Raw genomic sequence first — 23,212 nt, forward strand, 5'->3', positions numbered from 1 at the left:
TACTTGTTTATAAATTACCTAAAATCTTTATTTATCATTACTATATTTTTACCATTTACTTTACTTGCAAAAGATTTAAAACCTGTTACTATTCAACTTTCTTGGTTTAACCAGTTTCAATTTGCGGGTTACTATATAGCAAAAGAAAAAGGTTTTTATGAAGATTTGGGCCTTGATGTAACAATAAAACCTTTTGAATTTGGAATTAATATTCCAAAAGAAGTAAGCTTAGGTAATCTTGATTTTGCTGTAGGTAGAGAAACTTTATTATTAGAAAGAACAAGTAAACAAAAAATTGTTGCTCTTTATGCCCTTTTCCAAGCTACACCTTTAGTTTTATTAACTACAAAAGAATCGAAAATAGAGGTAGTAGAAGATTTTAAAGGTAAAACTATCATGACTACAATTGATGATGCTAGTGAAGTATCATTAAAATCTATGATTAGCTCTAATAGTATTAAATTTGATGATTTGAATTTTATAAAACACACTCATGATATTAATGATTTAATTAATAAAAAAACAGATGTTATTTCAGCATATTTATCGAAATCTCCTTTTGATTTAAAACAAAAAGGAATTGAATATAATGTTTTTGACCCTAAAATGTATGGTTTTGATATGTATAGTGATTTTTTATTTACAAGCGAAAAATTAATAAATGATGATATTGAAACTGTAGATAACTTTAAAAAAGCTTCTATAAAAGGGTGGAACTACGCTTTTTCAAATATGGATGAGGCTGCAGATTTAATTATTGAAAAATATAATGTTTCAAATTTAAGTAAAGAAGCCTTACTTTATGAAGCAAGAGAGCTAAAAAAATTAGCATATTTTAAAACTAGTCATTTAGGAGAAGTAAAAAAAGAAAAAATACAAAGAATATATGACTTATATAATGTAATGGGATTAACTACAGAAGCAATTGATATTGATGATTTTGTTTATTATGATAAAAAAATAGAGAACTTAAAGTTTACAGAAAAAGAAAAAAAGTATTTAGCAGATAAAAAAGAAATAAGAATATGTGCAGTTAAAAATTTTATGCCATATAGTAATTTTAAAGATAATAAGATAGAAGGTCTTATTTCTGATTATATGAAATTAATAGAAGAGAAAATAGGTTTACCTGTTTTTAGTGTTGCGACTAACTCTTTTGAAGAGAGTATAGAATTTATTAAAGATAAAAAATGTGAAGTAATACCTGCTTTAAGTAAAACTAAATATAGAGAAGAATTACTCAATTTTACGCAAACTTATGCTTATGTACCTCATGTATTAATTACTAAAAACTTTGTACCTTTTATCTCTAATATCAGAGATATAGAACAGAAGAAAATTGCAATAATTAAAGATTATTCAATTTTAGAAATAGTAAAAAATAAATATAAAAATATTCAAATAATTCCTGTTAAAGATTTAGATGAAGGATTAAGAAAAGTTCAGAATGGAGAAGTCTTTGGATTTATCGGTACTAATGCTACAACTTGGTATAAATTACAAACTGAATTTATTGATAATTTAAAAATTTCTGGAAAAATTGATGACGTAACTCGTATTAGAATGGCAATACAAAAAGAAGATGTGCAATTACAAAAAATATTAAATAAAATAGTAATTAATTTAGATGAAGAAACAAAAAATAGTATTCTAAATAAATGGCTAACAATAGAATATAAAAAAGAGTTTGATTTTACAGTTATATGGCAAGTAATTGCTGTACTTTCTATTCTTATTCTAGCTATTTTATACAAACAAAGACTATTAAAACAAATGAATAAATCATTAAGTTTAAAAGTCGAAGAGAAAACAAAAGAATTAATTTTAATTAATAATGAATTAGAACAAAGAATTAAAAAAGCTGTTGATGAAAATCTTAAAAAAGATAGGATATTATCTCAACAATCTAAAATGGCTGCAATTGGTGAAATGATGGAAAATATTGCACATCAATGGAGACAACCATTATCTTTAATTACTACTGGTTCAAGTGGCTTAAAAATAAAAAAAGAGTTAGATATTTTAGAAGATAAATTTATGATTGAAACTCTAGATTCTATCATACTTTCTGCCACAAGTTTATCTAGTACAATTGATGAATTTAGAGACTTTTTTAAGCCAACAAAAGAGAAAACAGAATTTTCTTTATTTGAATGCTGTAATAAAACATTAGATTTATTAAATTCAAAATTAAAAAATAAAAAAATAAAAGTACTTAAGGATATTGAATCAATTGATATAAAAGCATTTGAAAGTGAATTAATTCAAGTTATAATGAGTATTTTAAATAATTCAAGAGATGCATTTTGTGATGAAAAAGATGGAAAAAGATTAATATTTATTGATGTTTTAAAAGAAGGAAACGAGGTGTTAATTAAAATAAAAGATAATGCAGGTGGAGTAGGAAAAGATATTCTAGAAAAAATATATGAACCGTATTTTACAACTAAGCATAAATCTCAAGGTACAGGAATTGGGCTTTATATGTCAAAAGAGATTATTGATAAACATATGAATGGTAAAATTGAATCTGATAATAAAAAATATATTTATGATGATATTGAATATAAAGGTTTAGAAACAGTAATTACTTTACCTTTATAAATTAAAAGTTTGTCAAATATGTTTTAGCTATAATATAAGAATATATATTTAAAATAGGAACGTCTTTGAATTGGATTGATTTAGATAAACAACACGTTTGGCACCCTTATAATGCATTACCTTCAAAAAGTAGCTTGCTTGCTGTAAAAAAGACTGATAAAACATCAATATTTTTAGAAAATGGTGAAGAATTAATTGATGGAATGAGTTCTTGGTGGAGTTGTATTCATGGTTATAATCATCCTAAATTAACAAATGCATTAAAAGAACAAGCTGATATTATGCCTCATATTATGTTTGGTGGAATTGCTCATGAAAAAGCCTCTATACTTTGTGAAAAGTTAGCAAAGCTTAGTGGTTTAAATAGTGTATTTTTATGTGATTCAGGTTCGGTTTCTGTTGAAGTTGCATTAAAAACTACTATTCAATATCAAGAAGCAAAAGGCTTGAAGAAATTTAAGTTTATTGCTTTAGAACATGCTTATCATGGAGATACACTTGCAGCAATGAGTGTTTGTGATCCTAATAATTCAATGCATAGTATTTATGGTTCTTACTTACCAAAACATATTTTTACAAAAGCTCCAGAACTTGGTTTTAATGTAGATTGTTCTGCTTCAATAAAAGCACTAGAAGAAACTTTTATAAAACATGAAAAGGAAGTTGCAGGATTCATTTTAGAACCAATTGTACAAGGTGCAGGTGGTATGAGAATTTATAATCCATTATTCTTAAAAAAAGCTAGAGAATTATGTACTAAGTATGATATTTTATTAATAGCTGATGAAATTGCTACTGGATTTGGACATACTGGAAAAATGTTTGCTTGCCAATGGGCAGGTATAAAACCAGATATTATGACTGTTGGAAAAGGTTTAACTGGTGGTTATATGACAATGGCTGCTATGATTACTTCAAAAGAAGTATCAGACACTATTTCTAATTCAAACTTAGGTATTTTAATGCATGGACCAACTTTTATGGGAAATCCTTTAGCTTGTAGCGTTGCAATTGAGAGTTTAAATTTATTAGAAGATAATTCTTGGAAAAAAAATGTAGATAAAATTGAAGAAATTTTCACATATGAATTAGAGAAAGCAAAGCAATTAGAATTAGTAAAAGATATACGAAATATAGGTGCAATTGGAGTAATAGAATTAAAAGATGAATCTTATGCTCAAAGAATACAAGATTATTGTGTTAAAAATGGAGTTTGGATTAGGCCTTTTGGGAAACTTATATATTCAATTGTTTCATATAATATAAAAGAAGATGATTTAAGAAAAATAGTAAAAACAATGATTGATGCAATTAAAGAAATAAAGACAAAATAATGAAAAAAGAAAATTTAAAAAAATTATCAAATAACTTACCAAAAACTCCAGGTGTATTAGGACGAAAAAGATTTTTTAATTCAGCAGTTTTAATCCCACTTATTAAAATAAAAGGTGAGTATTATTTACTTTTTCAAAAAAGAGCAGCGCATATAAGACAAGGTGGTGATATTTGTTTTCCTGGTGGTGGTTTTGAACAAGAACTTGATAAAAATTTTGAAGATACAGCACTTAGAGAAACTTATGAAGAACTAGGGATAAAAGCAGAAGATATAAAAATTATAGGAAGACTTGACACATATGTAGCACCAATTGGTGCAGTAATTGAACCTTTTGTTGCAAAGATAAAAAAAAACGTACTAAAAACTATGGTAATTGATAAAAATGAGGTTGAAAAAACACTTCTAATTCCAGTTTCTTTTTTTAAAAATACCGATCCTGTTGAATATACATTAGCACATGAAATTCAGCCATATAAAATAAATGAAGAAGGGAAAAAAGAGATTCTTTTTCCTGCTGATGATTTAGGTTTACCTGATACTTATAAAAAACCTTGGGGAAATAAAAGACATAAAGTTTGGGTTTACAAATATGAAGATGAAATTATTTGGGGTATTACTTCTGTAATTATTAATGACTTATTAGAAAAATATTAAACCAAGATTGACTACACAGTAACTAAATATTCTTTGTATATACTTTGAAATATTAAATAACACAAGGATAAGTTATGATTAACAAAATCAACAATATTTCACAGAAGTTTTTAGAGAACTTCCAAAGTTTTTTTCTTCTACTAGCTAGACTTACTATTGCATATGGATTTTTAGATCCAGCATTAAATAAATGGAATGCAATTGAAGATACTGCGTCTTGGTATGAAAGTTTAGGAATTCCCTTTCCTTTATTAAATGTTTATATTTCAGCATCTGTTGAGTCTTTAGGTGTGGTTTTATTAGCACTAGGTTTATTAACTAGAGTTATTAGTTTACCTTTAATTGGAACAATGGTGGTGGCTATTTTAACAGTACATATTGGAAATGGGTTTAGTTCAGGTGATAATGGCTTTGAAATACCATTATATTTCTTACTACTTTTAGGAATTTTTGCTTCATTTGGTGCGGGAAAATTCTCACTTGATAATTATTTTTCAAAAAAATAATCTATTTTAGAGTTTAACTCTTATTAATAATGACAATTTTGATAAAATAGTCAAAATTAATTTAAAGGGTTAAACTTGAAACTTATATACACATTATTACTAACAACACTTATTTTTACAGGTTGTTCTCAAAGTAATTTAAATCAAACAACAAAATCTTCTAATGTATCTACTTGTAAAGCATTAACAGATGAGAAAGAAAAATTTAATTGTCATTTAGAAAAAGCAGAAGATGGTAATATAACTTCTCAATCATGGGTTGCATACTATTATAATGTTGGAAAAATAGTTCCAAAAAATAAAGAAAAAGCAGACTTTTGGTTTACAAAAGCAGCAATGCAAAATGACAAATATTCTCAAAGAGAATTAGGGCTTAATTATTTAGAAAAAAAAGATTATAAAAACTCTTTTTTATGGCTTGAAAAAGCTGCAAAGCAAGATGATAAAATTGCACTAAGAGAGCTAGGTTATTTTTATGATCGTGCTTATGGTGTAAAAAAAGATTACAAAAAAGCTTTTAATTTATTTGAAAGAGCTGCTTTTCAAGATGATGTTTTTGCTCAAAATGAAATTGGATATTATTATGAACAAGGTTGGGGTGTAGAAAAAGATTATAAAAAAGCAATGCACTGGTATAGAAAAACGGCAAGTAAAAATAATACTTATGGTTTAGAAAAAGTTGGTTATCTTTACGCTAAAGGTTATGGTGTTGCTAAAGATTATAAAGAATCGTACAAATGGTTTAAAAAATCTGCACTAAAAGGCAGTAAATATGCAATGTCATGGTTAGGATATCAATTTGAAATGGGCTATGGAGTTGAAAGAAACTATGAAAAAGCGAAGACTTTTTATGAAAAATCAGGAAGTGATTATTCAAAAAGTAGATTAGAATTAATGAGAAAAAAGAGATTAATAAAATAGATGAATAAAATATTAATTGAAAATAAAGAAATAATTCCATCAAAAGTTTTTTGTATTGGAAGAAATTATACTGAACATATTGCAGAGTTAAACAATGAAACACCAGATGAGATGGTTTTTTTTATTAAACCAAATTCAGCTATTAGTGATACTTTGGTTTTCCCAAAAGGAAATGAATCTTGCCACTATGAAGCAGAAATTTCTTTTGTAATAGAGCAAAATAAGATCACTGCTGTTGGTTTTGGTTTAGATTTAACACTAAGAGAAGTTCAATCAAAACTAAAAGGCAAAGGTTTACCGTGGGAGAGAGCTAAGTCATTTGATAAGGCAGCAGTTTTTTCAGAATTTAAAGCCTTTGAAGGTGATATTAATGAGCTTCAAGTTCAATTATTCATCAATGATGAATTAAAACAAGATGGTAATGTCTCTATGATGATAAATAAACCAAATGATATTATAAAAGAAGCAAATACTTTTTTAAGTTTTGAAGATGGAGATATTATAATGTCAGGAACACCAAAGGGTGTTGGAAAATTTGAAATTGGTGATAAATTTATTGGAAAGATATTATACAAAAATGAAGTATTAATTCAAAAAGAATTTATAGCTTCATAAAGGAAATAAAATGGAATTTAATAAATTAAGTGATGAAGAAATAAGAGTTATTGAAAAAAAAGGTACAGAAAGACCATTTTCTGGAAAATTTAACGATTTTTATGAAAAAGGTATTTTTACTTGTAGAAAATGTAATACTGCATTGTATAAATCAGATAGTAAATTTTCATCAGGTTGTGGTTGGCCAAGTTTTGATGATAATTTAGAAGGTGCAGTAAAAAGAGTACCTGATGCAGATGGAAGAAGAATAGAAATAGTATGTAATAATTGTGGTGGTCATTTAGGTCATGTTTTTGAAGGTGAAGGGTTAACTTCAAAAAATACAAGACACTGTGTAAACTCAGTTTCTATAGATTTTGAAAAAGAAAAATAATATATCAGATAATTTTAAATATTAAAGACACCAAAAGGTGTCTTAATTATTATAGTTATAAAAAATATTTTAAACTGTTCCTAAAATATAATAAATAGGTTTTTTATCTAATTGTTGAAGTTTTACATTGTATTTATCTGCCCAGTGTGAAACTTCATCATGAAACTCTTTTAAAATAGCATCCGCATCATTCTCATCACATTTAATTTTTAGATAGTCTGTTTTATTTGATAAACCAACATAAGCGTTCATCTTTTTTAAATGATCATTTAGTGAAAAAATATGTTTAGAAAATTTATCAAAATTATCTGTAGATGAAATCATCTTTTCTGCTTGTTGTACTGAAGAATCACTTTTTGAATAACCAAGTTGAGATAGTATTACCTCAGGTGATACATTTAATTGCATTTATATTCCTTTTAATTTTTATGTATATATTTTATCAAATTTTCTTAAAAAATAGTTGAAATTAACTCTTATAATTTATACAATCATATACACTTTTATATATATTAATGTTAAAATAATTATAAAAGATTTATTTAAAATATTAGGAGAATTATGGTTAAAAATTTGTTTCTTTTATTAACTCTTACATTTACTTTTTTATTCTCAAATGAATTATCATTAACAAAACTTGAAAAAGAATACCTATTAAATAAAAAGTCATTAAATCTTTGTGTTGATCCTAACTGGATGCCTTATGAAATGATTAAGGATACTAAGCATATTGGAATGACAGCTGATTATATTAAGATATTAGAAAAGAATATTAATATTGAAATAAAACTTGTTCAAAGTAAAACATGGAGTCAATCTTTAGAGTTAGGGAAAAAAAGGAAATGTGATATGTTCTCTTTAATAATGCCTACTAAATCACGTTTAAAATATTTAGATTTCACAAAAGCTTATTTCGATATTCCTTTAGTAATAAGTACCCAAATTCATGAATTATTTATAGATGATATTTCGCATTTAAAGGGTAAAAAGATTGGGATTGTAAAAGATTATGCTTACACAGAAATTATCAAAACAAAATATCCCTTTATTAATCTTGTATATGTAGAAAATGTAAAGGATGGATTAACAAAATTACAAAATAATGATTTTTTTGGTTTTATTGGAACTTTATATACAGTAGGATATCAGATTCAAAATGACTTTGTAGGTAAGCTTAAAATTGCAGGTAAATTTGATGAAAGATGGGAATTAGGAATTGCTACAAGAAATGATGAACCCTTATTAAAATCAATTTTAGATAAGGCAATTTTAACAGTTCCAAAAAAAGAAAAGCAGGAAATTTTTAATAAATGGCTTTCTATTGTATATGAAAAGAGTTATTTCTCCTCAATGCTAAGCATACTTGTGATTTCTTTCTTTATTATAATATTTGTACTGTTAATTAATAGAAAACTAAATTCAGAAATTAGAAAAAGAAAAGAAGCTAAGAAACTTTTAAACCTTACAATTTCAAGTGCAAAACTTGGAACTTGGAGTTGGAACCCAAAAACAAATAAAAATGAAACAAATGATATTTGGGCACAAATCATAGGATATAAAAAAGATGATATCAAAGATTTATCTGATTTTTTTACTTTAATACATAGTGAAGATATACCTTTAATAAATGAGGAATTTAAAAAACATGAAAATAGAGAAAAATCACAATATGAAGTAGAATTTAGAATGCTTTGTAAAGATGGTAATTATAAATGGATATATAGTAATGGCTCAATTGTAAAAAGAGATAAAGATGATAAACCTACATTAGTTGTAGGAATTCATCAAGATATAGATCAAAGAAAAAAATTAGAACAAGAAGTATTAAAACAAAAAGATTTATTTATTCAAAAATCAAGACAAGCTGCAATGGGTGAAATGTTAGAAAATATTGCACATCAATGGAGACAGCCTTTATCAGTTATCACAACAGTAGCAAGTGGATTAAAAATTTCAAATAATTTAAATATGACAAAAAAAGAAGATATAGATGATTCAATGGAACAGATTATCAAAAGTGGTATGTATTTATCTCAGACCATTGAAGACTTTAGAAACTTTTTAAATAAAGACAGAGTAAAAAGCAAAGTTAATATTAAAAAATTAATACATAGTGCAACATATTTTTTTAAATCACAAGTCCAAAATAAAAAAATTGATTTAGTATTAAATATTGATGATATTATCATTGAAGTTTATGAAAATGAATTACTTCAGTCTTTACTAAATATTATAAACAATGCTTTTGATGCATTAAATGAAAAAGATATTGAAAAGAAATGTATTATTATTGATGCTTATAAGGATGAAGAAAACTGTATTATTTGCATTAAAGATAATGCTTTTGGAATAGAAAAAGAAAATTTATTAAAAATATTTGAGCCTTATTTTACAACTAAGCACAAATCAGTTGGAACTGGTATTGGATTATATATGACTCATGAAATTATTACAAAACATTTATTTGGAAAAATTGAAGCTTCAAATGTAGATTTTAAATATTTAGGAAAAGATGTAAAAGGTGCTTGCTTTAAAATTACCTTAGCAAAAAAGATGAAAAAGAACTAAAATAAGTTCTTTTGAACACCAATTTTTTCTTCACCTAAAGCTTTTAATCTAAATGTGTATCTGTGCTCAGAGCATCTTCCAAACTCTTTAATTTTTTCTACGTGAGCTTTTGTACCATAGCCTTTGTGTTTATCAAAATCATAGTTTGGATATAAAGGTGCAATTTTTTTCATATATCTATCTCTAGACACTTTGGCTAAAATTGAAGCTGCACTAACTTCTTTTACTGTTGCATCGGCTTTTATTTTATGTTGTAAGGTATTTATTCCAAAAGATGTATTCCCATCCATTAAATATTCATCTGCTTTTACATTTTGCATGATTTCTTCAATTGCTGTTTTTAGACAATAACTTAAGCCTTTTTCATCAATTTGCTTTGCACTTTTAAAAACTATATGATAATCACTGTCTTCAATTATAAGTGGAAATAGTTCTTCTCTTTTTTTTTCACTTAATTTTTTTGAATCATTTAATTCTTTAATCTCTTTTTTAAGTCTTAATCCAGCAACAACTAAAGGCCCACTCAAAGGCCCACGACCTGCTTCATCAATACCACATAACATATATAATCCAATCTTTTTTCAAATAGTATATTATCTTTAATAAAAAGAGGCTTTATAATTTCTTTTTCAAATTACTTGACAAACATACACTCAAGGTGCTATAATTTTATTAGCAGTTAAACTAAAGGAGTGCTAATATGAATAAATTATTTGAAAAACTAACAAACCAACTAAGTGAAACAATAGATTCGTCTGTTGCATTAGCTTTACATAATAAAAATCAGGAAGTAGAAGTAATACATTTACTTTGGGCTTTATTAACAAATACAAACTCGGTATTAAACCAGTTATTAAATAAGATGAATATTGATAAAGCTGCAATTGAATTAGAAGCTAAATCATACGCAGGAAAATTGCCAGCAGTTTCATCAGTAACAAAAGAGAATATAAAATTATCAAGAAACGTAGTTCAAAGTCTAGAAAAAGCAGAAGGACAAGCAGCAAAACAAGGAGATAAGTTTATTGCTATTGATACTTGGCTTATTTCAAATTTTGACTCAAAAGAGTTAAAAGAAGTATTAGGTAAATATATTAATCTAAGAGATGCTACAAAAGAACTAGAAGCTATGAGAGCTGGAAGTACAATTGATTCAGCAAGTAGCGATGATAATCTTGAAGCTTTAGGAAAATATGGAATTGATTTAAACAAAATGGCTATTGATGGGGAACTAGATCCAGTAATTGGAAGAGATGAGCAAATTAATAGAATGATGCAAATTCTAATAAGAAAAACAAAAAACAATCCAATACTTCTAGGAGAACCAGGAACTGGTAAAACAGCAATTGCCGAAGGACTAGCTCAAAGAATTGTAAACAAAGATGTTCCAACTTCTTTACTTAATAAAAAAGTAATAAGCTTAGATATGAGTTCTCTAATAGCAGGTGCAAAATATAGAGGTGAATTTGAAGATAGATTAAAATCAGTAATTGATGAAGTAAAAAAAGCAGGAAATATAATACTATTTATTGATGAAATCCACACAATCATTGGAGCTGGTGCATCTGAAGGCTCTATGGATGCAGCAAATATTTTAAAACCTAGTCTTGCAAGGGGAGAATTACATACAATAGGTGCAACAACATTAAAAGAGTATAGAAAGTATTTTGAAAAAGATACAGCAATGCAAAGAAGGTTCCAACCTGTAAATGTTGATGAACCAACAGTAAATGAAGCATTATCAATTCTTAGAGGAATAAAAGAAAAACTAGAAACGCATCATAATGTTACTATTAATGATTCAGCACTAATAAGTGCAGCAAAGTTATCAAATAGATATATAACAGATAGATTTCTACCTGATAAAGCAATTGATTTAATTGATGAAGCAGCAGCTGAACTTAAAATGCAAATAGAATCAGAACCAACTGTTCTTTCAACATTAAAAAGAGAAATTCAAACTATTAATGTAGAAAAAGAAGCTTTAAAAATGGAAAAAAGCAAAAAGAATGAGGATAGATTAGAAGAAATTGAAAAAGAACTAGCTAATTTAACAGAAGAAAAACAAAACCTTGAAGCTAGATTTGAAAATGAAAAAGAGACTTTTAATGCTACAAGTGAATTAAAAGCAAAAATTGATGAATTAAAAACAAAAGCAGAACGTGCAAAAAGAGAATCTAAATTTGAAGAAGCAGCATCTATTGAATATGGTGAAATTCCAGCATTAGAAACAAAAATAAAAGAAAATGAAGAAAAATGGAATAGAATGCAAAAAGAAGGAACACTTCTTCGAAATTCTGTAGATGAAGACGCAATTGCAGGAATAGTTTCAAGATGGACAGGAATTCCTGTTAATAAAATGATGGATTCAGAAAAACAAAAAGTATTACAAGTTGAGTCTGTGTTAAAAGAAGATGTAGTAGGGCAAGATGAAGCTTTAAAAGCTATATCTAGAGCTATTAAAAGAAATAAAGCAGGATTAAGTGATGATTCACGTCCTATTGGTTCTTTTATGTTCTTAGGACCAACAGGAGTTGGTAAAACAGAAGCTGCAAAAACTCTTGCTAAGTTTTTATTTGATGATCCAAAATCACTAATTAGATTTGATATGAGTGAGTATATGGAGAAACATGCAGTATCTAGACTTATAGGAGCTGCACCTGGATATGTTGGATATGATGAAGGTGGACAGTTAACTGAAGCAGTTAGAAGAAAACCTTATTCTGTAATATTATTTGATGAAATTGAAAAAGCTCATCCTGATGTATTTAATATTTTATTACAAGTATTAGATGATGGACGATTAACTGATAATAAAGGTGTTACAATTGATTTTAAAAATACTATTATAATTTTAACATCTAATATTGGTAGTGCTAAAATTATTGATATATCAGATAAAGAACAAAGAAGAAAAGAAGTATTAGATGATCTAAAAGCATACTTTAAACCAGAGTTTTTAAATAGACTTGATGATATTGTAATATTTGAGCAACTTGGACTTGAAGCAATTACAAATATTGTTGATATTATGTTTAATACTATAAAAGAGAAATTAGAGCAAAAAGATATACATATTTCATTAAGCGAAAACGCAAAAGCTTATGTAGCTAAAGCTGGATATGATCCAGTATATGGGGCAAGACCATTAAAAAGAGCTATTTATGAAATAGTTGAAGATAAACTTGCAGATTTAATATTAGAAGATAAAATTTTTGAAGGTTCAAAAGTAGAGTTTGATGTAGTAAATGATGAGGTAATTGTTAATATTTCTTAAATAAGTATATAAAACTAAAGAAATTTTAAGCTTGGTTTAACTATAATCCCCAACTTAATTAGTGAATATAGAGGAATAACTAACATGAAAAGAACATATCAACCACATAACACTCCTAGAAAGAGAACGCATGGTTTTAGAATCAGAATGGCTACTAAAAATGGTAGAAAAGTTATTAAAGCAAGAAGAGCTAAAGGTAGAAAAAGATTAGCTGTTTAAGCAAAAGACATCGACTAAATAGCTCGAAAGATTTTAATAAACTATATAAAAGCGGCAAAAGATGGCATACGTCATCATTTGTCGCTTTTTTTGGTTCTAACGATACATTAAACGCTGCTTTTGTAACTTCAAAGAAGGTAGGAAACGCAGTATTAAGAAATAAAGCAAGACGTAGAATGAGAGCTTTATTTGCTACTTACGAAAATCAAATCAAATCCGGTAAATATATTTTTGTTGTTAAAAATACAATACACGATAAAAGCTTCTCACAGCTAAAAAAAGATTTTGATTTTGCATTAAAAAGACTTGAATTACTACAATGAAAACAATTTTTAAATACTTTATTAGGTTTTACCAGAGGTATTTGAGTGTGATTTCATTTGGATCGTGTAGATATTATCCAACTTGTTCGCAATATGCCCTATGGCAACTAGATAATAATACGTTTTTTAAGGCGATTTATTTTACAATATCACGCGTATTAAAATGTAATCAACTTTTTTCTGGTGGAATAGATTATCCAGTTATAAAGTTAAAAAAACTTCAAAATGTAAATTTTGAAAAAATCAAAATAGTTTATTGGTATGTTCCAACAAAAAACAATAAATATTTTGTAGTTAAAAACCGACAGTGGAAAAACAAGGATGAACAATATGAATCAAAATAACGGAATGCAAAAACGAATGCTTATAATGACAGTAGTCGTTTTTGTATTTTTTATAGCTTATGAGTTTTTAGTATTAAAACCACAGCAAGAAGCTAAAGCTGCTCAAGCTAAAGTAGAGCAAACAACACAAGAAAACAGTGCTCCAGATGTAAAAACGTCTACTACGCAAATGGTATCAACAGATGTAAATGGCAATCCAATTGATATGTCGAACCAAGTTGCAGCCTTATCTCCAAAAACAATTGCAAGTTCACAAATAGTTTCTGTTATTAAAACAGCAAAAAATATTATTGAAATTGATACTTTAGGTAGAGTTGCGCAAGTTACTTTAACTCAAGAAAAATATAAAGATGAAGATTTAAATCAAATCAAATTATTTGAAGTTAATCAATTAAGACCTTTAGAAGTTAGATTTGCAGATGCAAACTTAAATGCTGAAGCTTTCAAAGTTGCAACTGTTGCAAGTTCTGCTAATATTGATGCTACAAGTAATGTTCAAGAATTAGTATTAACTCAGACATTAAGTAATACAGTTTTAACTAAAAAGTTTACAATCTATCCTGATGGACACTATGATTTAAAAGTTTCTTCTACAAACAATCAGCAATTTTTTATTACAAATGGATACAGACCAAATGTTTTAGCTGATATGTATGCAGTTCATGGTTTTATCGCAAAATTAAATGACAGTACTTTAGAAACAATTGAAGATGGTGATTTAGATAAAAATAAAGACATAATTGGTGCAAAATTTATTTCTAGTTTTGATAGATATTATACAAGTTTAATTTATAATTTTGAAAAGTCATTAAGTGTTTCTTTAATGCCTGACTCAAATTCTGATGTTCAAGCTTTTGTTCATGGTGGAAGTAATATCTCTTTCTCAGGTTTCATGGGTCCTAAAAATCATAGAGATTTAGAAGCCTTAAATCCTGAATTAATTGATGTAATTGATTATGGTTGGTTTACATTTATTGCAAAACCTATGTTCTTATTACTTCAATTTATTCAAAGTTATGTTGGAAACTGGGGTTGGACAATTGTTATATTAACTATTTTAATTAAATTAGTACTTTATCCTTTATCATACAAAGGTATGGTATCTATGCAAAAATTAAAAGATTTAGCACCAAAAATGAAAGATATTCAAGCTAAATATAAAGATGATAAACAAAAACAATCTATGCATATGATGGAATTATATAAAAAACATGGTGCAAACCCAATGGGTGGATGTTTACCATTAATTTTACAAATTCCTGTATTCTTCGCAATATATAGAGTTTTATTAAATGCTATTGAGTTAAAAGGTGCACCATGGATGCTATGGGTACATGATTTAGCTGAAATGGATCCATACTTTGTATTACCAATTTTAATGGGTGCTTCAATGTACTTACAACAAAAAATTACGCCAAATACAATGCAAGATGAAATGCAAAAGAAAATATTCCAAATGTTACCAATTATTTTCACATTCTTCTTCTTATGGTTCCCTGCAGGACTTACATTATACTGGTTCGTAAATAACGTGTTTACAATTTCACAACAGTATTACATTAATAAAATGTTTGAAAGAAAAAGAGCGGAAAAACAAAAAGCAGAATAATAGGGATTTACAATGAAAAAATTTGAAGCTAAATGTTTAGAAGAAGTTTACGAATTAGCAACAGCTGATTTTAAGTGTTCAATTACAGATTTAGAAATTGATGTAATTCAACAGCCAAGCAAGGGTTTCCTTGGGCTTGGTAAAAAAACTGCTATTATTCAAGTTTGTTATAAAGATAATTGTAATAAATATGAAAAAAAATCAGCATCACAAACATTTAGAAAAAAAGATGTAAAAATTGAAGATGTTTCTAAAAGAATTGAAGATTCAAATAAAAGTGATGAAATAGTAAAAAAAGCTAAAGAGTTAAAAGAAGAGCCTATTTTAAATGAAGTTCCAAAAGATACTTCAAAAGATAAAATTTTTGATAACTTTTACAATGAAGATGAAGCTTCAAATGAACTTTCTTCTTTAGTGGTAAAAAAAGATAAACAAGATATTATCAACGAAATAAAAGCTGGAATGGATTTACTTTTTTCAAATACTTGTTATAAAATCGATAATATTAAAGTAGATTTCTATGATGAAGAAACTTTATATGTTGAATTTACAGGTGATGATTCTGCTTTATTAATTGGAAAAGAAGGTTATAGATATAAAGCCTTATCTTATATTTTATTTAATTGGATAAATGAAAAGTATGGATTAATGCTAAGATTAGAAGTAGCAGAGTTTTTAAAAAATCAAGAAGCTTCAATCTATACTTATTTAGAACCTGTAATAGAAGTAATTAAAGAAAAAGGTACTTTTAAAACTAAACCTTTAGATGGTATTTTAGTTCATATTGCACTTAAAAAACTAAGAGATGAATTTCCAAATAAATATGTTGCTGTAAAAACAAATGTAAGAGGCGACAAATATGTACTTGTAAATGAGTACAGAAGCAAAGACTAATAAAGTGTTTGATGATAATACTATTGTTGCAATAGCAACAGCCAATGGAATTGGTTCAATCTCAATAGTTAGACTTTCAGGAGTAAATGCTCTTGAAATCGCTCTAAAAATTTCTAAAAAATCAAACTTTCAACCACGATTAGCAACACTTTCTTCTTTATATTCTAAAAAAGATGAAGTTATTGATGAAGCTTTAGTTCTATATTTTAAAGCACCATTTTCTTTTACAGGTGAAGATGTAATTGAATTTCAATGTCATGGTGGAGTTGCAATTGCAAATATGATTGTAAATGAAACTATTAATCATGGAGCTAGGTTTGCAAGCCCTGGTGAGTTTTCAAAAAGAGCTTTTTTAAATAATAAAATAGATTTATCAAAAGCTGAAGCAATTTCTAAAATTATTGAAGCTAGAAGCGAAGATGCAGTTAAATTATTAGCAAGACAATTAAAAGGTGAACTAACATCTTTTGTAAATGATATTAGAGAAGATTTACTATTCATGCTAGCTTATACAGAAGTTTCAATTGATTATGCTGAAGATGATTTGCCATCAGATATTTTTGAGCAAATCAAAAATAAAATGGATAAAATTATTGTAAAACTATCAAATACTCTTGATGCTAGTAAAAGACGTGAGGGAATGATAGAAGGCTTTAAAGTGGCAATCATTGGAAAACCTAATGTTGGAAAGTCATCGCTACTTAACAAGCTTCTAAACTATGATAGAGCGATTATATCAGATATTGCAGGAACTACACGGGATACTATTGAAGAGTCTGTAAAAATTGGTACTCATATAATTAAAATAGTTGATACTGCAGGAATTAGAGATGCAAGTGATGTTATTGAAAAAATAGGAATTGAAAAATCAATTGAAGCGATTAACGAAGCTGATATTGTAATTGCATTATTTGATAATAGTAAAACTTGTGATAGTGAAGATGAAAAAATTATAGATTTAATATCTTCAAATAAAGAAAAAGAGATCATAAAAGTTTTAAATAAATCTGATTTAGAAAATAGCTTTGATAAATCTTTAATAAGTGATTTTATTGAATTATCTACAAAACAAGATATAAATCCACTTATAAAAAATATTGAAACAATATTAGATTCAAATACACATAGTGATGAAATGACTCTTGTTTCAAAAAGACAAGTATCATCAGTTGAATTAACGCTATCTCATATAGAGCAATCTATTATGCCACTTGATAGTGGCGAGTTAGAATTCTTTGCTCATCATATAACAGAAGCTTTAGAAAATATATCAAATATTACAAGACCATATGAAAATGACCAAATGTTAGATGTAATGTTTGGAGAGTTTTGTTTAGGTAAATAGTTTTAAAGATTTGAGATAAAAGTAAATTTACTTTTATCTTTTGTTTTATTCTTCAGGATATATATAAGAAACCAATTTTGCATTTTCTTTTGATATATCAATCCATGAATTGCAATCAAACTCAATTTCCATAATTCCACCTATTTCAAATTTCTCTTTAAAATCTACAAGAGTAATTGCAAGCGCAGTTAAAGATGGGTTGTGTCCAATTAATATCATATTTTCAACTGTATCAAATGTATAAGATATTGTCTCAAGAAGTTCATTTACAAATGCCATATATAAAACTTCATTATACATTATTGATTTATCATAATTTAGCACTTCTGCAAATATTTCAGCTGTTTGCTTAGTTCTGTGTGCAGGACTTGATACAATTAAATCAGTAGTAACATTTTTATCTACAAACTTTTGAGCTATTTTTCTAGCTTCTTCAATACCTTTTTGACTTAATTCTCTATCATAATCATCTTGACCAGGTTTTTCATTAGCTTTGTTAGTGTGTCTTACAATATATAGTTTTTTCATTTATTACTCTTTATTCTTATTAATTATGATTTTAAAAGAAAAATCCTTTTTTTATTATAAAATTATAACCTTATTGTATATAATCAATATCAATGTGTAATTTTTACAAGTTTTTATTAAAAAATATCAATATTATTTTATTATTTACAAATAATATTTTTATTGCTTTTAAATAGGGCTCTTAAAAATTAAATAATTATTATGTCGTTAAACATATAAAATATCAATATTTTGAATTTTTCTTTTGTATTTTATAGAAAAAATTTATTTTATAGTTTAATATTTGTATAATAGAAAAAAATTAAGGTTAATTAAAGTGGGATATGATTTAAACAAAAAATTAGTAATTGCAATTTCTTCAAGAGCATTATTTAATTTAGAAGATGAAAATAAAATATTTGAAGAAAAAGGTTTAGATGATTATTATAAATATCAAATTGAAAATGAAGATAAACAAATAGATGAAGGTACAGGTTTTAGACTAGTAAAAAATCTATTAAAAATAAATGAAGATTTTCCTGATGATAAACAAGTTGAAGTTATTATCATGTCTAGAAATAATTCAGCAACTTCATTACGAATTACAAAATCAATAGAAAAATACAAACTAGATATTCAACGTTCAGCTTGGACAGGAGGAAACGATATTGCAAAATATTTAAAACCTTTTAAAGTAGATTTATTTTTATCAGCAAATGAACATGATGTTCAAAATGCAATTAATGAAGGAATAGCCTCTGCTAGAATTTTACCATATGAAAATAAAAATAATGAATTTTCAAACCAAGTAAAAATTGCCTTTGATGGGGATGCAGTTTTATTTTCAGAAGAATCAGAAGTTATATATAAAACTCAAGGTTTAGAAGCCTTTTTAGAGCATGAAAAAGCAAATGTATCAAATGCAATGCAAGATGGGCCTTTTGCTCAGCTATTAAGAGTAATATCAAATATTCAAGCAAAATATCAAGAAGAGCAAACACCAATTAGAACAGCGCTAATAACTGCAAGAAATTCACCTGCACATGAAAGAGTAATTAGAACACTTTCTCATTGGAATGTAAGACTTGATGAAGCATTTTTCCTAGGGGGAGTTGATAAATATGAAGTAGTAAAAGCTTTTGGTGCTGATATTTTCTTTGATGATCAAGATGTTCATTTAGAGAGTACTTCAAAGCAAACACCAAGTGCAAAAGTTTTATATAAAGAAGAATCAATTTTAAATAGAATTTAGTTTAATATTTATTAACTATTTTTTTATATAATTACTAAAATTATGAAAGGAATATTATGGAACAAGCAAAAACAGTATTTTTATTAACTTCTTTAACAGTTTTATTTGTGTTTATTGGTTTTTCTTTTGGAGGAACAACCGGTATGTTAATCGCATTTTTAATAGCAGGTGGTATGAACTTTTATGCATATTATTATTCAGACCAACAAGTATTAAAGCATTATGATGCAACACCTCTTGAAGATAAAAGACATCCTGTTTATCAAATTACTCAAAAACTTGTACAAAAAGCTGGATTACCAATGCCAAAAGTATATTTAATTCCAGATCATACTCCAAATGCATTCGCAACTGGAAGAAATCATGAAAATGCAGCAGTTGCAGTTACAATGGGTTTATATGAAATGTTAAATGAAAAAGAGCTTGAAGGTGTAATTGCACATGAATTATCTCATATAAAGCATTATGATATTTTAGTGGGAACCATTGCAGCTGTTTTTGCAGGTGCAATAGCAATGATAGCAAATATGATGCAATTTGGTGCAATGTTTGGAAGTAATAGACAAAATTCAAATCCAATAATGATGATATTAATGGCACTTTTATTACCTCTTGCAGCTTCAATTATTCAAATGACAGTAAGTCGTAGTCGTGAGTTTATGGCTGATGAGGGAGCTGCTAGAATGACAGGTGATGCAAGTGGCTTGCAATCTGCATTATCAAAATTAGAAAATTATGCTAGAAATGGTCATCAAGTTCATAATGCAACAGAACAAACAGCACATATGTTTATAATAAATCCATTTTCAGGTTTAAAGTCTACGTTTGGAGGATTGTTTAGAACTCATCCTACAACTGAAGATAGAATTGCAAGACTTGAAGAATTAAAAAGTGAACTTTAAAAAATAAGTAAATTTAAAAGAGTAAAAGTTTACTCTTTTATTTTGAGTAAACTTTTTTTACATTTTCTATTTTAGATGACATATTAAGTAATGCCATATCAGCTAATACTAAAGCCATCATAGACTCAGCAACAACAGAACCACGAACTGCAACACAAGGATCATGCCTTCCTTTTAGTTCGCAATCAACTTCATCATTGTGAATATCAACTGTTTCTTGTTTAATAAAAATAGATGGAGTTGATTTAAAATAAACTTTCACATTAATATCATCGCCATTTGAAATTCCACCAAGAATTCCACCACTATGATTTGTTTTAAAGCCATCTTTTCTTATTTGGTCATTATTATCATAACCTTTAACTTTTGAGCTTAGTGTTCCATCTCCAATTTCAACAGCTTTAACTGCGTTTATACTCATCATCGCATTTGCAATTTGTGAATCAAGTTTAAAATATAATGGTTCACCTAAACCTATTGGAGCATTTTTAACATTTACAAGAGCAACACCACCAACAGAGTTATGCTTATTTTTTGCAGCTAGTATTGCATCTTTTTGTGCTTGCTCAACATTTTTATCTAGGGCAAATATTTCAGAGTCACTTACACTTGAAAAGTCATATTCACTAGCTTCAACTCCATCAATTGCACAAATACCACTTTGAACTTCAATCTCAAGCTCTTTTAGCATTAATTTTGCAATTGCTCCAGCTGCTACTCTAGCAGCTGTTTCTCTAGCACTTGAACGTCCACCACCTCTATAATCTCTTGTTCCATATTTATTAAAGTAAGTAAAATCTGCATGACCTGGTCTAAATAGATCTTTTACATTAGTATAGTCTTTAGATTTTTGGTTTTCATTAAAAATTACCATTGAAATTGAAGTACCTGTTGTAATTCCTTCAAATACACCTGAAAGTATTTCTACTTTATCGCCTTCTTTTCTAGCAGTTGCGTATTTGTTTTTTCCAGGTTTTCTTCTATCCATTTCATTTTGAATAAACTCTTCATCAATTTTTATTCCAGCAGGAACTCCATCTACAATACATCCAAGAGCTTTTCCATGACTTTCACCAAAAGTTGAAAATCTAAATCTATGTCCAAATGTATTCATTATTCGCTACCTTTTAAAATATCAATTGCAATTTTTGCAACTGCTTGTTGAGCTAATTTTTTACTTTTACCTTTTGCTTTTCCATAAGTTTTATCATCAATCCAAATTGATACTTCAAACTCTTTTTTATGGTCAGGACCAAATGAAGCTTCAATTTTATACTCAGGAATTGAACCAAATCTAGCTTGTGTAATTTCTTGAAGAGCAGTTTTATAATCAGAGAATAAAACATCTAGATTAATTTTGTCATATGATTCATCTAGAAGTTTTAGAATAATTGGCTTTAAAGCTTCAAGTCCTGATTCTAAATAAATAGCACCCATTATTGCTTCAAAAGCATCTGAAAGAATAGAAGCTTTTGTTCTTCCTTTGTTTCTTTCTTCTGCACTTGATATAAAAATAAAATCACCTAATTTAATATCATTTGCTAATCTAGTAAAGCCAGTTTCATTTACTAATGATGCTCTTATCTTTGATAGTTCACCTTCATTAGATTTTGGAAATTTTAAAAATAAAAATTCTCCTACTATTAGGTTTAAAACTGCATCTCCTAAAAATTCTAATCTTTCATTATTATATGGTTTTTTAAAACTTTTATGTGTAAGTGCTTCGATTATCAGGTTTTTATCTTTAAACTGATAATCCAAACACTTTTCTAACTTTGAATAATCACTCATTATCTTACTTTCCTTAAAATTTTTACATTAATATAATTATTTATAATTAATGCACGAGATTATATCACATCTTTTATTATTGTAAAGATTGTGTAGCTTGGTCTAAAGATTTACTTAGTGTATGACTAACATTAAATGTTAATATACTATGACAATGTGGACATCTATTGTCATAAATTGGATGTGAATGTTTACAAGATGAACAAATAAATTCAAAATCTAAAGTTGCATTTACCTCTTTTGAATATTTATGAAGTAATATTAAAATATTAAAAACAAAGTCTTCACTATGTTCTAAATTATCTAAGTAGCCTTTTGCATTATATAATTCAAGCAAAAATTCATTTGAAGCAACTTTCTCAAAATGAATATCGTCAAAATTTAAATACCACATTAAATCAATAAACGATTTGGCATCAAATTTTTCTACATTTTCCCAAAAAAAGTCTTTATTAAATTGTAATAAAAACTGTACAAACAATCTTTGAATACTTTTATCTTTTTTATAAATTTCATTTAGAAGTTGGGTTCTTTTCTCATAAGAATAAATTGGATCGTTTAATATAATAAGTGCATCTAGATAAGTTTGATCTTTGCTAACGTTTTTATTTAATTCTTCTAAACAAGTTGTTATTTCTTTAGCTTTTTTAAAGTCTTTAAGTTTTTCATGAATTATTAATAAATATGTTAAAGCTTGTTTGTTTCTAGGTGAGAATTTAAGTATTCTCATAAATACATCTTTTGATCTTTGTAAAAAACCACCTTTAAAATAAGTAGTTCCTAAAAGTTCTAATAACTCTTCTTTTTTTACTCTATCACTTACATGTTCAAGTAGTGTTAAGTATACATTTATTGCTTTATTATAATCACCTTTATGTAAAAAAGATGAGGCTAATAAAAGTATTGAATCAAAAGGTAGATTATATGTTTTATATAAATGAACATAGTCGTCTTCTTTTAGTTTCCCAAGTTCAAACCTACGTGATAATTTTCTATAATCTTTTCGTGCAAGTCTTTCTCTATATATTCCATAAGAATAAGCGATAAAAGATATCACAAATACAAGTGCTACAAGTATTATAATACTAAACAACGGGTCTCTATACTCTAAAACTATATTATCCACTTTTGGCCTTGTTTATATCTTGAAATAGACAATAATATTATCATAA

23 protein-coding genes are annotated in these 23,212 nt (G+C 27.0%); 17 read left to right on the forward strand and 6 right to left on the reverse strand.

Translation table 11 applies throughout. The features are described 5' to 3' along the window. Positions 1-3 precede the first annotated feature (3 nt). The 7 genes from D3Z07_RS13430 (at position 4) to D3Z07_RS13460 (ending at position 7,009) form a co-directional block, all read left to right on the forward strand. Positions 4-2,604, forward strand: coding sequence for an ABC transporter substrate-binding protein (locus D3Z07_RS13430; RefSeq protein WP_228144663.1), 2,601 nt, complete (start codon positions 4-6; stop codon positions 2,602-2,604). A gap of 65 nt (positions 2,605-2,669) precedes the next feature. Beyond that, positions 2,670-3,938: an adenosylmethionine--8-amino-7-oxononanoate transaminase gene (gene bioA / locus D3Z07_RS13435; protein ID WP_076087885.1), complete on the forward strand. Its 1,269-nt coding sequence runs from the start codon at positions 2,670-2,672 to the stop codon at positions 3,936-3,938. Further along, a complete protein-coding gene (locus D3Z07_RS13440; RefSeq protein WP_076087882.1) occupies positions 3,938-4,594 on the forward strand; it encodes an NUDIX hydrolase in 657 nt (218 codons plus the stop codon). Before bioA ends, D3Z07_RS13440 begins: the two co-directional genes overlap by 1 nt. A gap of 74 nt (positions 4,595-4,668) precedes the next feature. Then, positions 4,669-5,100, forward strand: coding sequence for an HvfX family Cu-binding RiPP maturation protein (locus D3Z07_RS13445; protein ID WP_076087880.1), 432 nt, complete (start codon positions 4,669-4,671; stop codon positions 5,098-5,100). A gap of 75 nt (positions 5,101-5,175) precedes the next feature. Continuing rightward, on the forward strand, positions 5,176-6,021 hold the full coding sequence (locus D3Z07_RS13450) for a tetratricopeptide repeat protein (RefSeq protein ID WP_076087878.1): 846 nt from the start codon (positions 5,176-5,178) through the stop codon (positions 6,019-6,021). Further along, positions 6,022-6,636 carry a fumarylacetoacetate hydrolase family protein gene (locus D3Z07_RS13455; RefSeq protein WP_076087874.1) on the forward strand — a complete coding sequence of 205 codons (615 nt, stop codon included), beginning with the start codon at positions 6,022-6,024 and terminating at the stop codon, positions 6,634-6,636. It abuts the gene before it with no gap. Between the two features lie 10 nt (positions 6,637-6,646). Further along, positions 6,647-7,009, forward strand: a complete 363-nt coding sequence (locus tag D3Z07_RS13460; RefSeq protein ID WP_076087872.1) for a methionine-R-sulfoxide reductase — start codon at positions 6,647-6,649, stop codon at positions 7,007-7,009. 69 nt (positions 7,010-7,078) lie between these two features. Here the strand turns inward: D3Z07_RS13460 and D3Z07_RS13465 are convergent, their stop codons facing one another. Further along, the gene (locus D3Z07_RS13465; protein WP_076087870.1) at positions 7,079-7,417 is read right to left on the reverse strand and encodes a hypothetical protein; all 339 of its coding nucleotides are present in this window, start codon (positions 7,415-7,417) and stop codon (positions 7,079-7,081) included. 153 nt (positions 7,418-7,570) lie between these two features. On the opposite strand from D3Z07_RS13465, the gene D3Z07_RS13470 reads away from it, so the two are divergent. After that, on the forward strand, positions 7,571-9,577 hold the full coding sequence (locus D3Z07_RS13470) for a PAS domain-containing protein (protein ID WP_076087866.1): 2,007 nt from the start codon (positions 7,571-7,573) through the stop codon (positions 9,575-9,577). Here D3Z07_RS13470 and D3Z07_RS13475 read toward each other — a convergent pair. Beyond that, a complete protein-coding gene (locus D3Z07_RS13475) occupies positions 9,574-10,140 on the reverse strand; it encodes a ribonuclease HII (protein ID WP_076087864.1) in 567 nt (188 codons plus the stop codon). The two genes, D3Z07_RS13470 and D3Z07_RS13475, sit on opposite strands and share 4 nt — an antisense overlap. A gap of 137 nt (positions 10,141-10,277) precedes the next feature. Between D3Z07_RS13475 and D3Z07_RS13480 the strand changes: the two genes are divergently transcribed. From D3Z07_RS13480 to mnmE, 7 genes are all read left to right on the forward strand, one after another. Continuing rightward, positions 10,278-12,854, forward strand: coding sequence for an ATP-dependent Clp protease ATP-binding subunit (locus D3Z07_RS13480; RefSeq protein ID WP_122894143.1), 2,577 nt, complete (start codon positions 10,278-10,280; stop codon positions 12,852-12,854). An 84-nt stretch (positions 12,855-12,938) separates the two neighbouring features. Then, on the forward strand, positions 12,939-13,073 hold the full coding sequence (gene rpmH / locus D3Z07_RS13485; RefSeq protein ID WP_076087857.1) for a 50S ribosomal protein L34: 135 nt from the start codon (positions 12,939-12,941) through the stop codon (positions 13,071-13,073). Beyond that, the gene (gene rnpA / locus D3Z07_RS13490) at positions 13,061-13,396 is read left to right on the forward strand and encodes a ribonuclease P protein component (protein ID WP_122894144.1); all 336 of its coding nucleotides are present in this window, start codon (positions 13,061-13,063) and stop codon (positions 13,394-13,396) included. The genes rpmH and rnpA overlap by 13 nt, the downstream gene beginning before the upstream one ends. Beyond that, positions 13,393-13,740: a membrane protein insertion efficiency factor YidD gene (gene yidD, locus D3Z07_RS14400; RefSeq protein ID WP_076087853.1), complete on the forward strand. Its 348-nt coding sequence runs from the start codon at positions 13,393-13,395 to the stop codon at positions 13,738-13,740. The genes rnpA and yidD overlap by 4 nt, the downstream gene beginning before the upstream one ends. Further along, on the forward strand, positions 13,718-15,349 hold the full coding sequence (yidC, locus tag D3Z07_RS13500) for a membrane protein insertase YidC (RefSeq protein ID WP_076087851.1): 1,632 nt from the start codon (positions 13,718-13,720) through the stop codon (positions 15,347-15,349). Before yidD ends, yidC begins: the two co-directional genes overlap by 23 nt. A gap of 12 nt (positions 15,350-15,361) precedes the next feature. After that, a complete protein-coding gene (locus D3Z07_RS13505; protein ID WP_122894145.1) occupies positions 15,362-16,243 on the forward strand; it encodes a Jag N-terminal domain-containing protein in 882 nt (293 codons plus the stop codon). Positions 16,244-16,247: 4 nt separating this feature from the next. Further along, complete coding sequence (mnmE, locus tag D3Z07_RS13510; protein ID WP_122894231.1) at positions 16,248-17,588, forward strand: tRNA uridine-5-carboxymethylaminomethyl(34) synthesis GTPase MnmE; 1,341 nt, start codon at positions 16,248-16,250, stop codon at positions 17,586-17,588. Positions 17,589-17,633: 45 nt separating this feature from the next. On the opposite strand, the gene D3Z07_RS13515 is transcribed toward mnmE, so the two are convergent. Then, the gene (locus tag D3Z07_RS13515; protein WP_076087845.1) at positions 17,634-18,116 is read right to left on the reverse strand and encodes a SixA phosphatase family protein; all 483 of its coding nucleotides are present in this window, start codon (positions 18,114-18,116) and stop codon (positions 17,634-17,636) included. Between the two features lie 316 nt (positions 18,117-18,432). Here D3Z07_RS13515 and D3Z07_RS13520 point away from each other — a divergent pair, with 316 nt between their 5' ends. Together D3Z07_RS13520 and htpX are read left to right on the forward strand one after the other, a co-directional pair. After that, positions 18,433-19,347, forward strand: coding sequence for a 5'-nucleotidase (locus D3Z07_RS13520; protein WP_076087842.1), 915 nt, complete (start codon positions 18,433-18,435; stop codon positions 19,345-19,347). Between the two features lie 56 nt (positions 19,348-19,403). Beyond that, positions 19,404-20,249, forward strand: coding sequence for a zinc metalloprotease HtpX (gene htpX / locus D3Z07_RS13525; protein ID WP_076087840.1), 846 nt, complete (start codon positions 19,404-19,406; stop codon positions 20,247-20,249). A 37-nt stretch (positions 20,250-20,286) separates the two neighbouring features. Here htpX and aroC read toward each other — a convergent pair whose 3' ends face one another. The 3 genes from aroC to D3Z07_RS13540 form a co-directional block, all read right to left on the reverse strand. After that, positions 20,287-21,363: a chorismate synthase gene (aroC, locus tag D3Z07_RS13530; protein WP_076087838.1), complete on the reverse strand. Its 1,077-nt coding sequence runs from the start codon at positions 21,361-21,363 to the stop codon at positions 20,287-20,289. After that, positions 21,363-22,040, reverse strand: coding sequence for a ribonuclease III (gene rnc / locus D3Z07_RS13535; RefSeq protein ID WP_076087836.1), 678 nt, complete (start codon positions 22,038-22,040; stop codon positions 21,363-21,365). Before rnc ends, aroC begins: the two co-directional genes overlap by 1 nt. A 76-nt stretch (positions 22,041-22,116) precedes the next feature. After that, positions 22,117-23,133, reverse strand: coding sequence for a tetratricopeptide repeat protein (locus D3Z07_RS13540; protein ID WP_228200557.1), 1,017 nt, complete (start codon positions 23,131-23,133; stop codon positions 22,117-22,119). Positions 23,134-23,212: the final 79 nt, after the last annotated feature.

It is taken from the genome of Arcobacter peruensis, assembly GCF_003711085.1.
In the GTDB taxonomy this organism is placed as follows: domain Bacteria; phylum Campylobacterota; class Campylobacteria; order Campylobacterales; family Arcobacteraceae; genus Poseidonibacter; species Poseidonibacter parvus.

What these genes read in the sequence shown, in the direction of transcription:
- D3Z07_RS13465 (WP_076087870.1), bottom strand. Translation starts at nt 7,417, where the DNA reads ATGCAATTAAATGTATCACCTGAGGTAATACTATCTCAACTTGGTTAT.
- yidC (WP_076087851.1), top strand. Translation starts at nt 13,718, where the DNA reads ATGAACAATATGAATCAAAATAACGGAATGCAAAAACGAATGCTTATA.
- D3Z07_RS13515 (WP_076087845.1), bottom strand. Translation starts at nt 18,116, where the DNA reads ATGAAAAAACTATATATTGTAAGACACACTAACAAAGCTAATGAAAAA.
- D3Z07_RS13445 (WP_076087880.1), top strand. Translation starts at nt 4,669, where the DNA reads ATGATTAACAAAATCAACAATATTTCACAGAAGTTTTTAGAGAACTTC.
- rpmH (WP_076087857.1), top strand. Translation starts at nt 12,939, where the DNA reads ATGAAAAGAACATATCAACCACATAACACTCCTAGAAAGAGAACGCAT.
- D3Z07_RS13505 (WP_122894145.1), top strand. Translation starts at nt 15,362, where the DNA reads ATGAAAAAATTTGAAGCTAAATGTTTAGAAGAAGTTTACGAATTAGCA.
- D3Z07_RS13480 (WP_122894143.1), top strand. Translation starts at nt 10,278, where the DNA reads ATGAATAAATTATTTGAAAAACTAACAAACCAACTAAGTGAAACAATA.
- htpX (WP_076087840.1), top strand. Translation starts at nt 19,404, where the DNA reads ATGGAACAAGCAAAAACAGTATTTTTATTAACTTCTTTAACAGTTTTA.
- rnc (WP_076087836.1), bottom strand. Translation starts at nt 22,040, where the DNA reads ATGAGTGATTATTCAAAGTTAGAAAAGTGTTTGGATTATCAGTTTAAA.
- aroC (WP_076087838.1), bottom strand. Translation starts at nt 21,363, where the DNA reads ATGAATACATTTGGACATAGATTTAGATTTTCAACTTTTGGTGAAAGT.
- yidD (WP_076087853.1), top strand. Translation starts at nt 13,393, where the DNA reads ATGAAAACAATTTTTAAATACTTTATTAGGTTTTACCAGAGGTATTTG.
- D3Z07_RS13455 (WP_076087874.1), top strand. Translation starts at nt 6,022, where the DNA reads ATGAATAAAATATTAATTGAAAATAAAGAAATAATTCCATCAAAAGTT.
- D3Z07_RS13475 (WP_076087864.1), bottom strand. Translation starts at nt 10,140, where the DNA reads ATGTTATGTGGTATTGATGAAGCAGGTCGTGGGCCTTTGAGTGGGCCT.
- D3Z07_RS13470 (WP_076087866.1), top strand. Translation starts at nt 7,571, where the DNA reads ATGGTTAAAAATTTGTTTCTTTTATTAACTCTTACATTTACTTTTTTA.
- D3Z07_RS13460 (WP_076087872.1), top strand. Translation starts at nt 6,647, where the DNA reads ATGGAATTTAATAAATTAAGTGATGAAGAAATAAGAGTTATTGAAAAA.
- D3Z07_RS13440 (WP_076087882.1), top strand. Translation starts at nt 3,938, where the DNA reads ATGAAAAAAGAAAATTTAAAAAAATTATCAAATAACTTACCAAAAACT.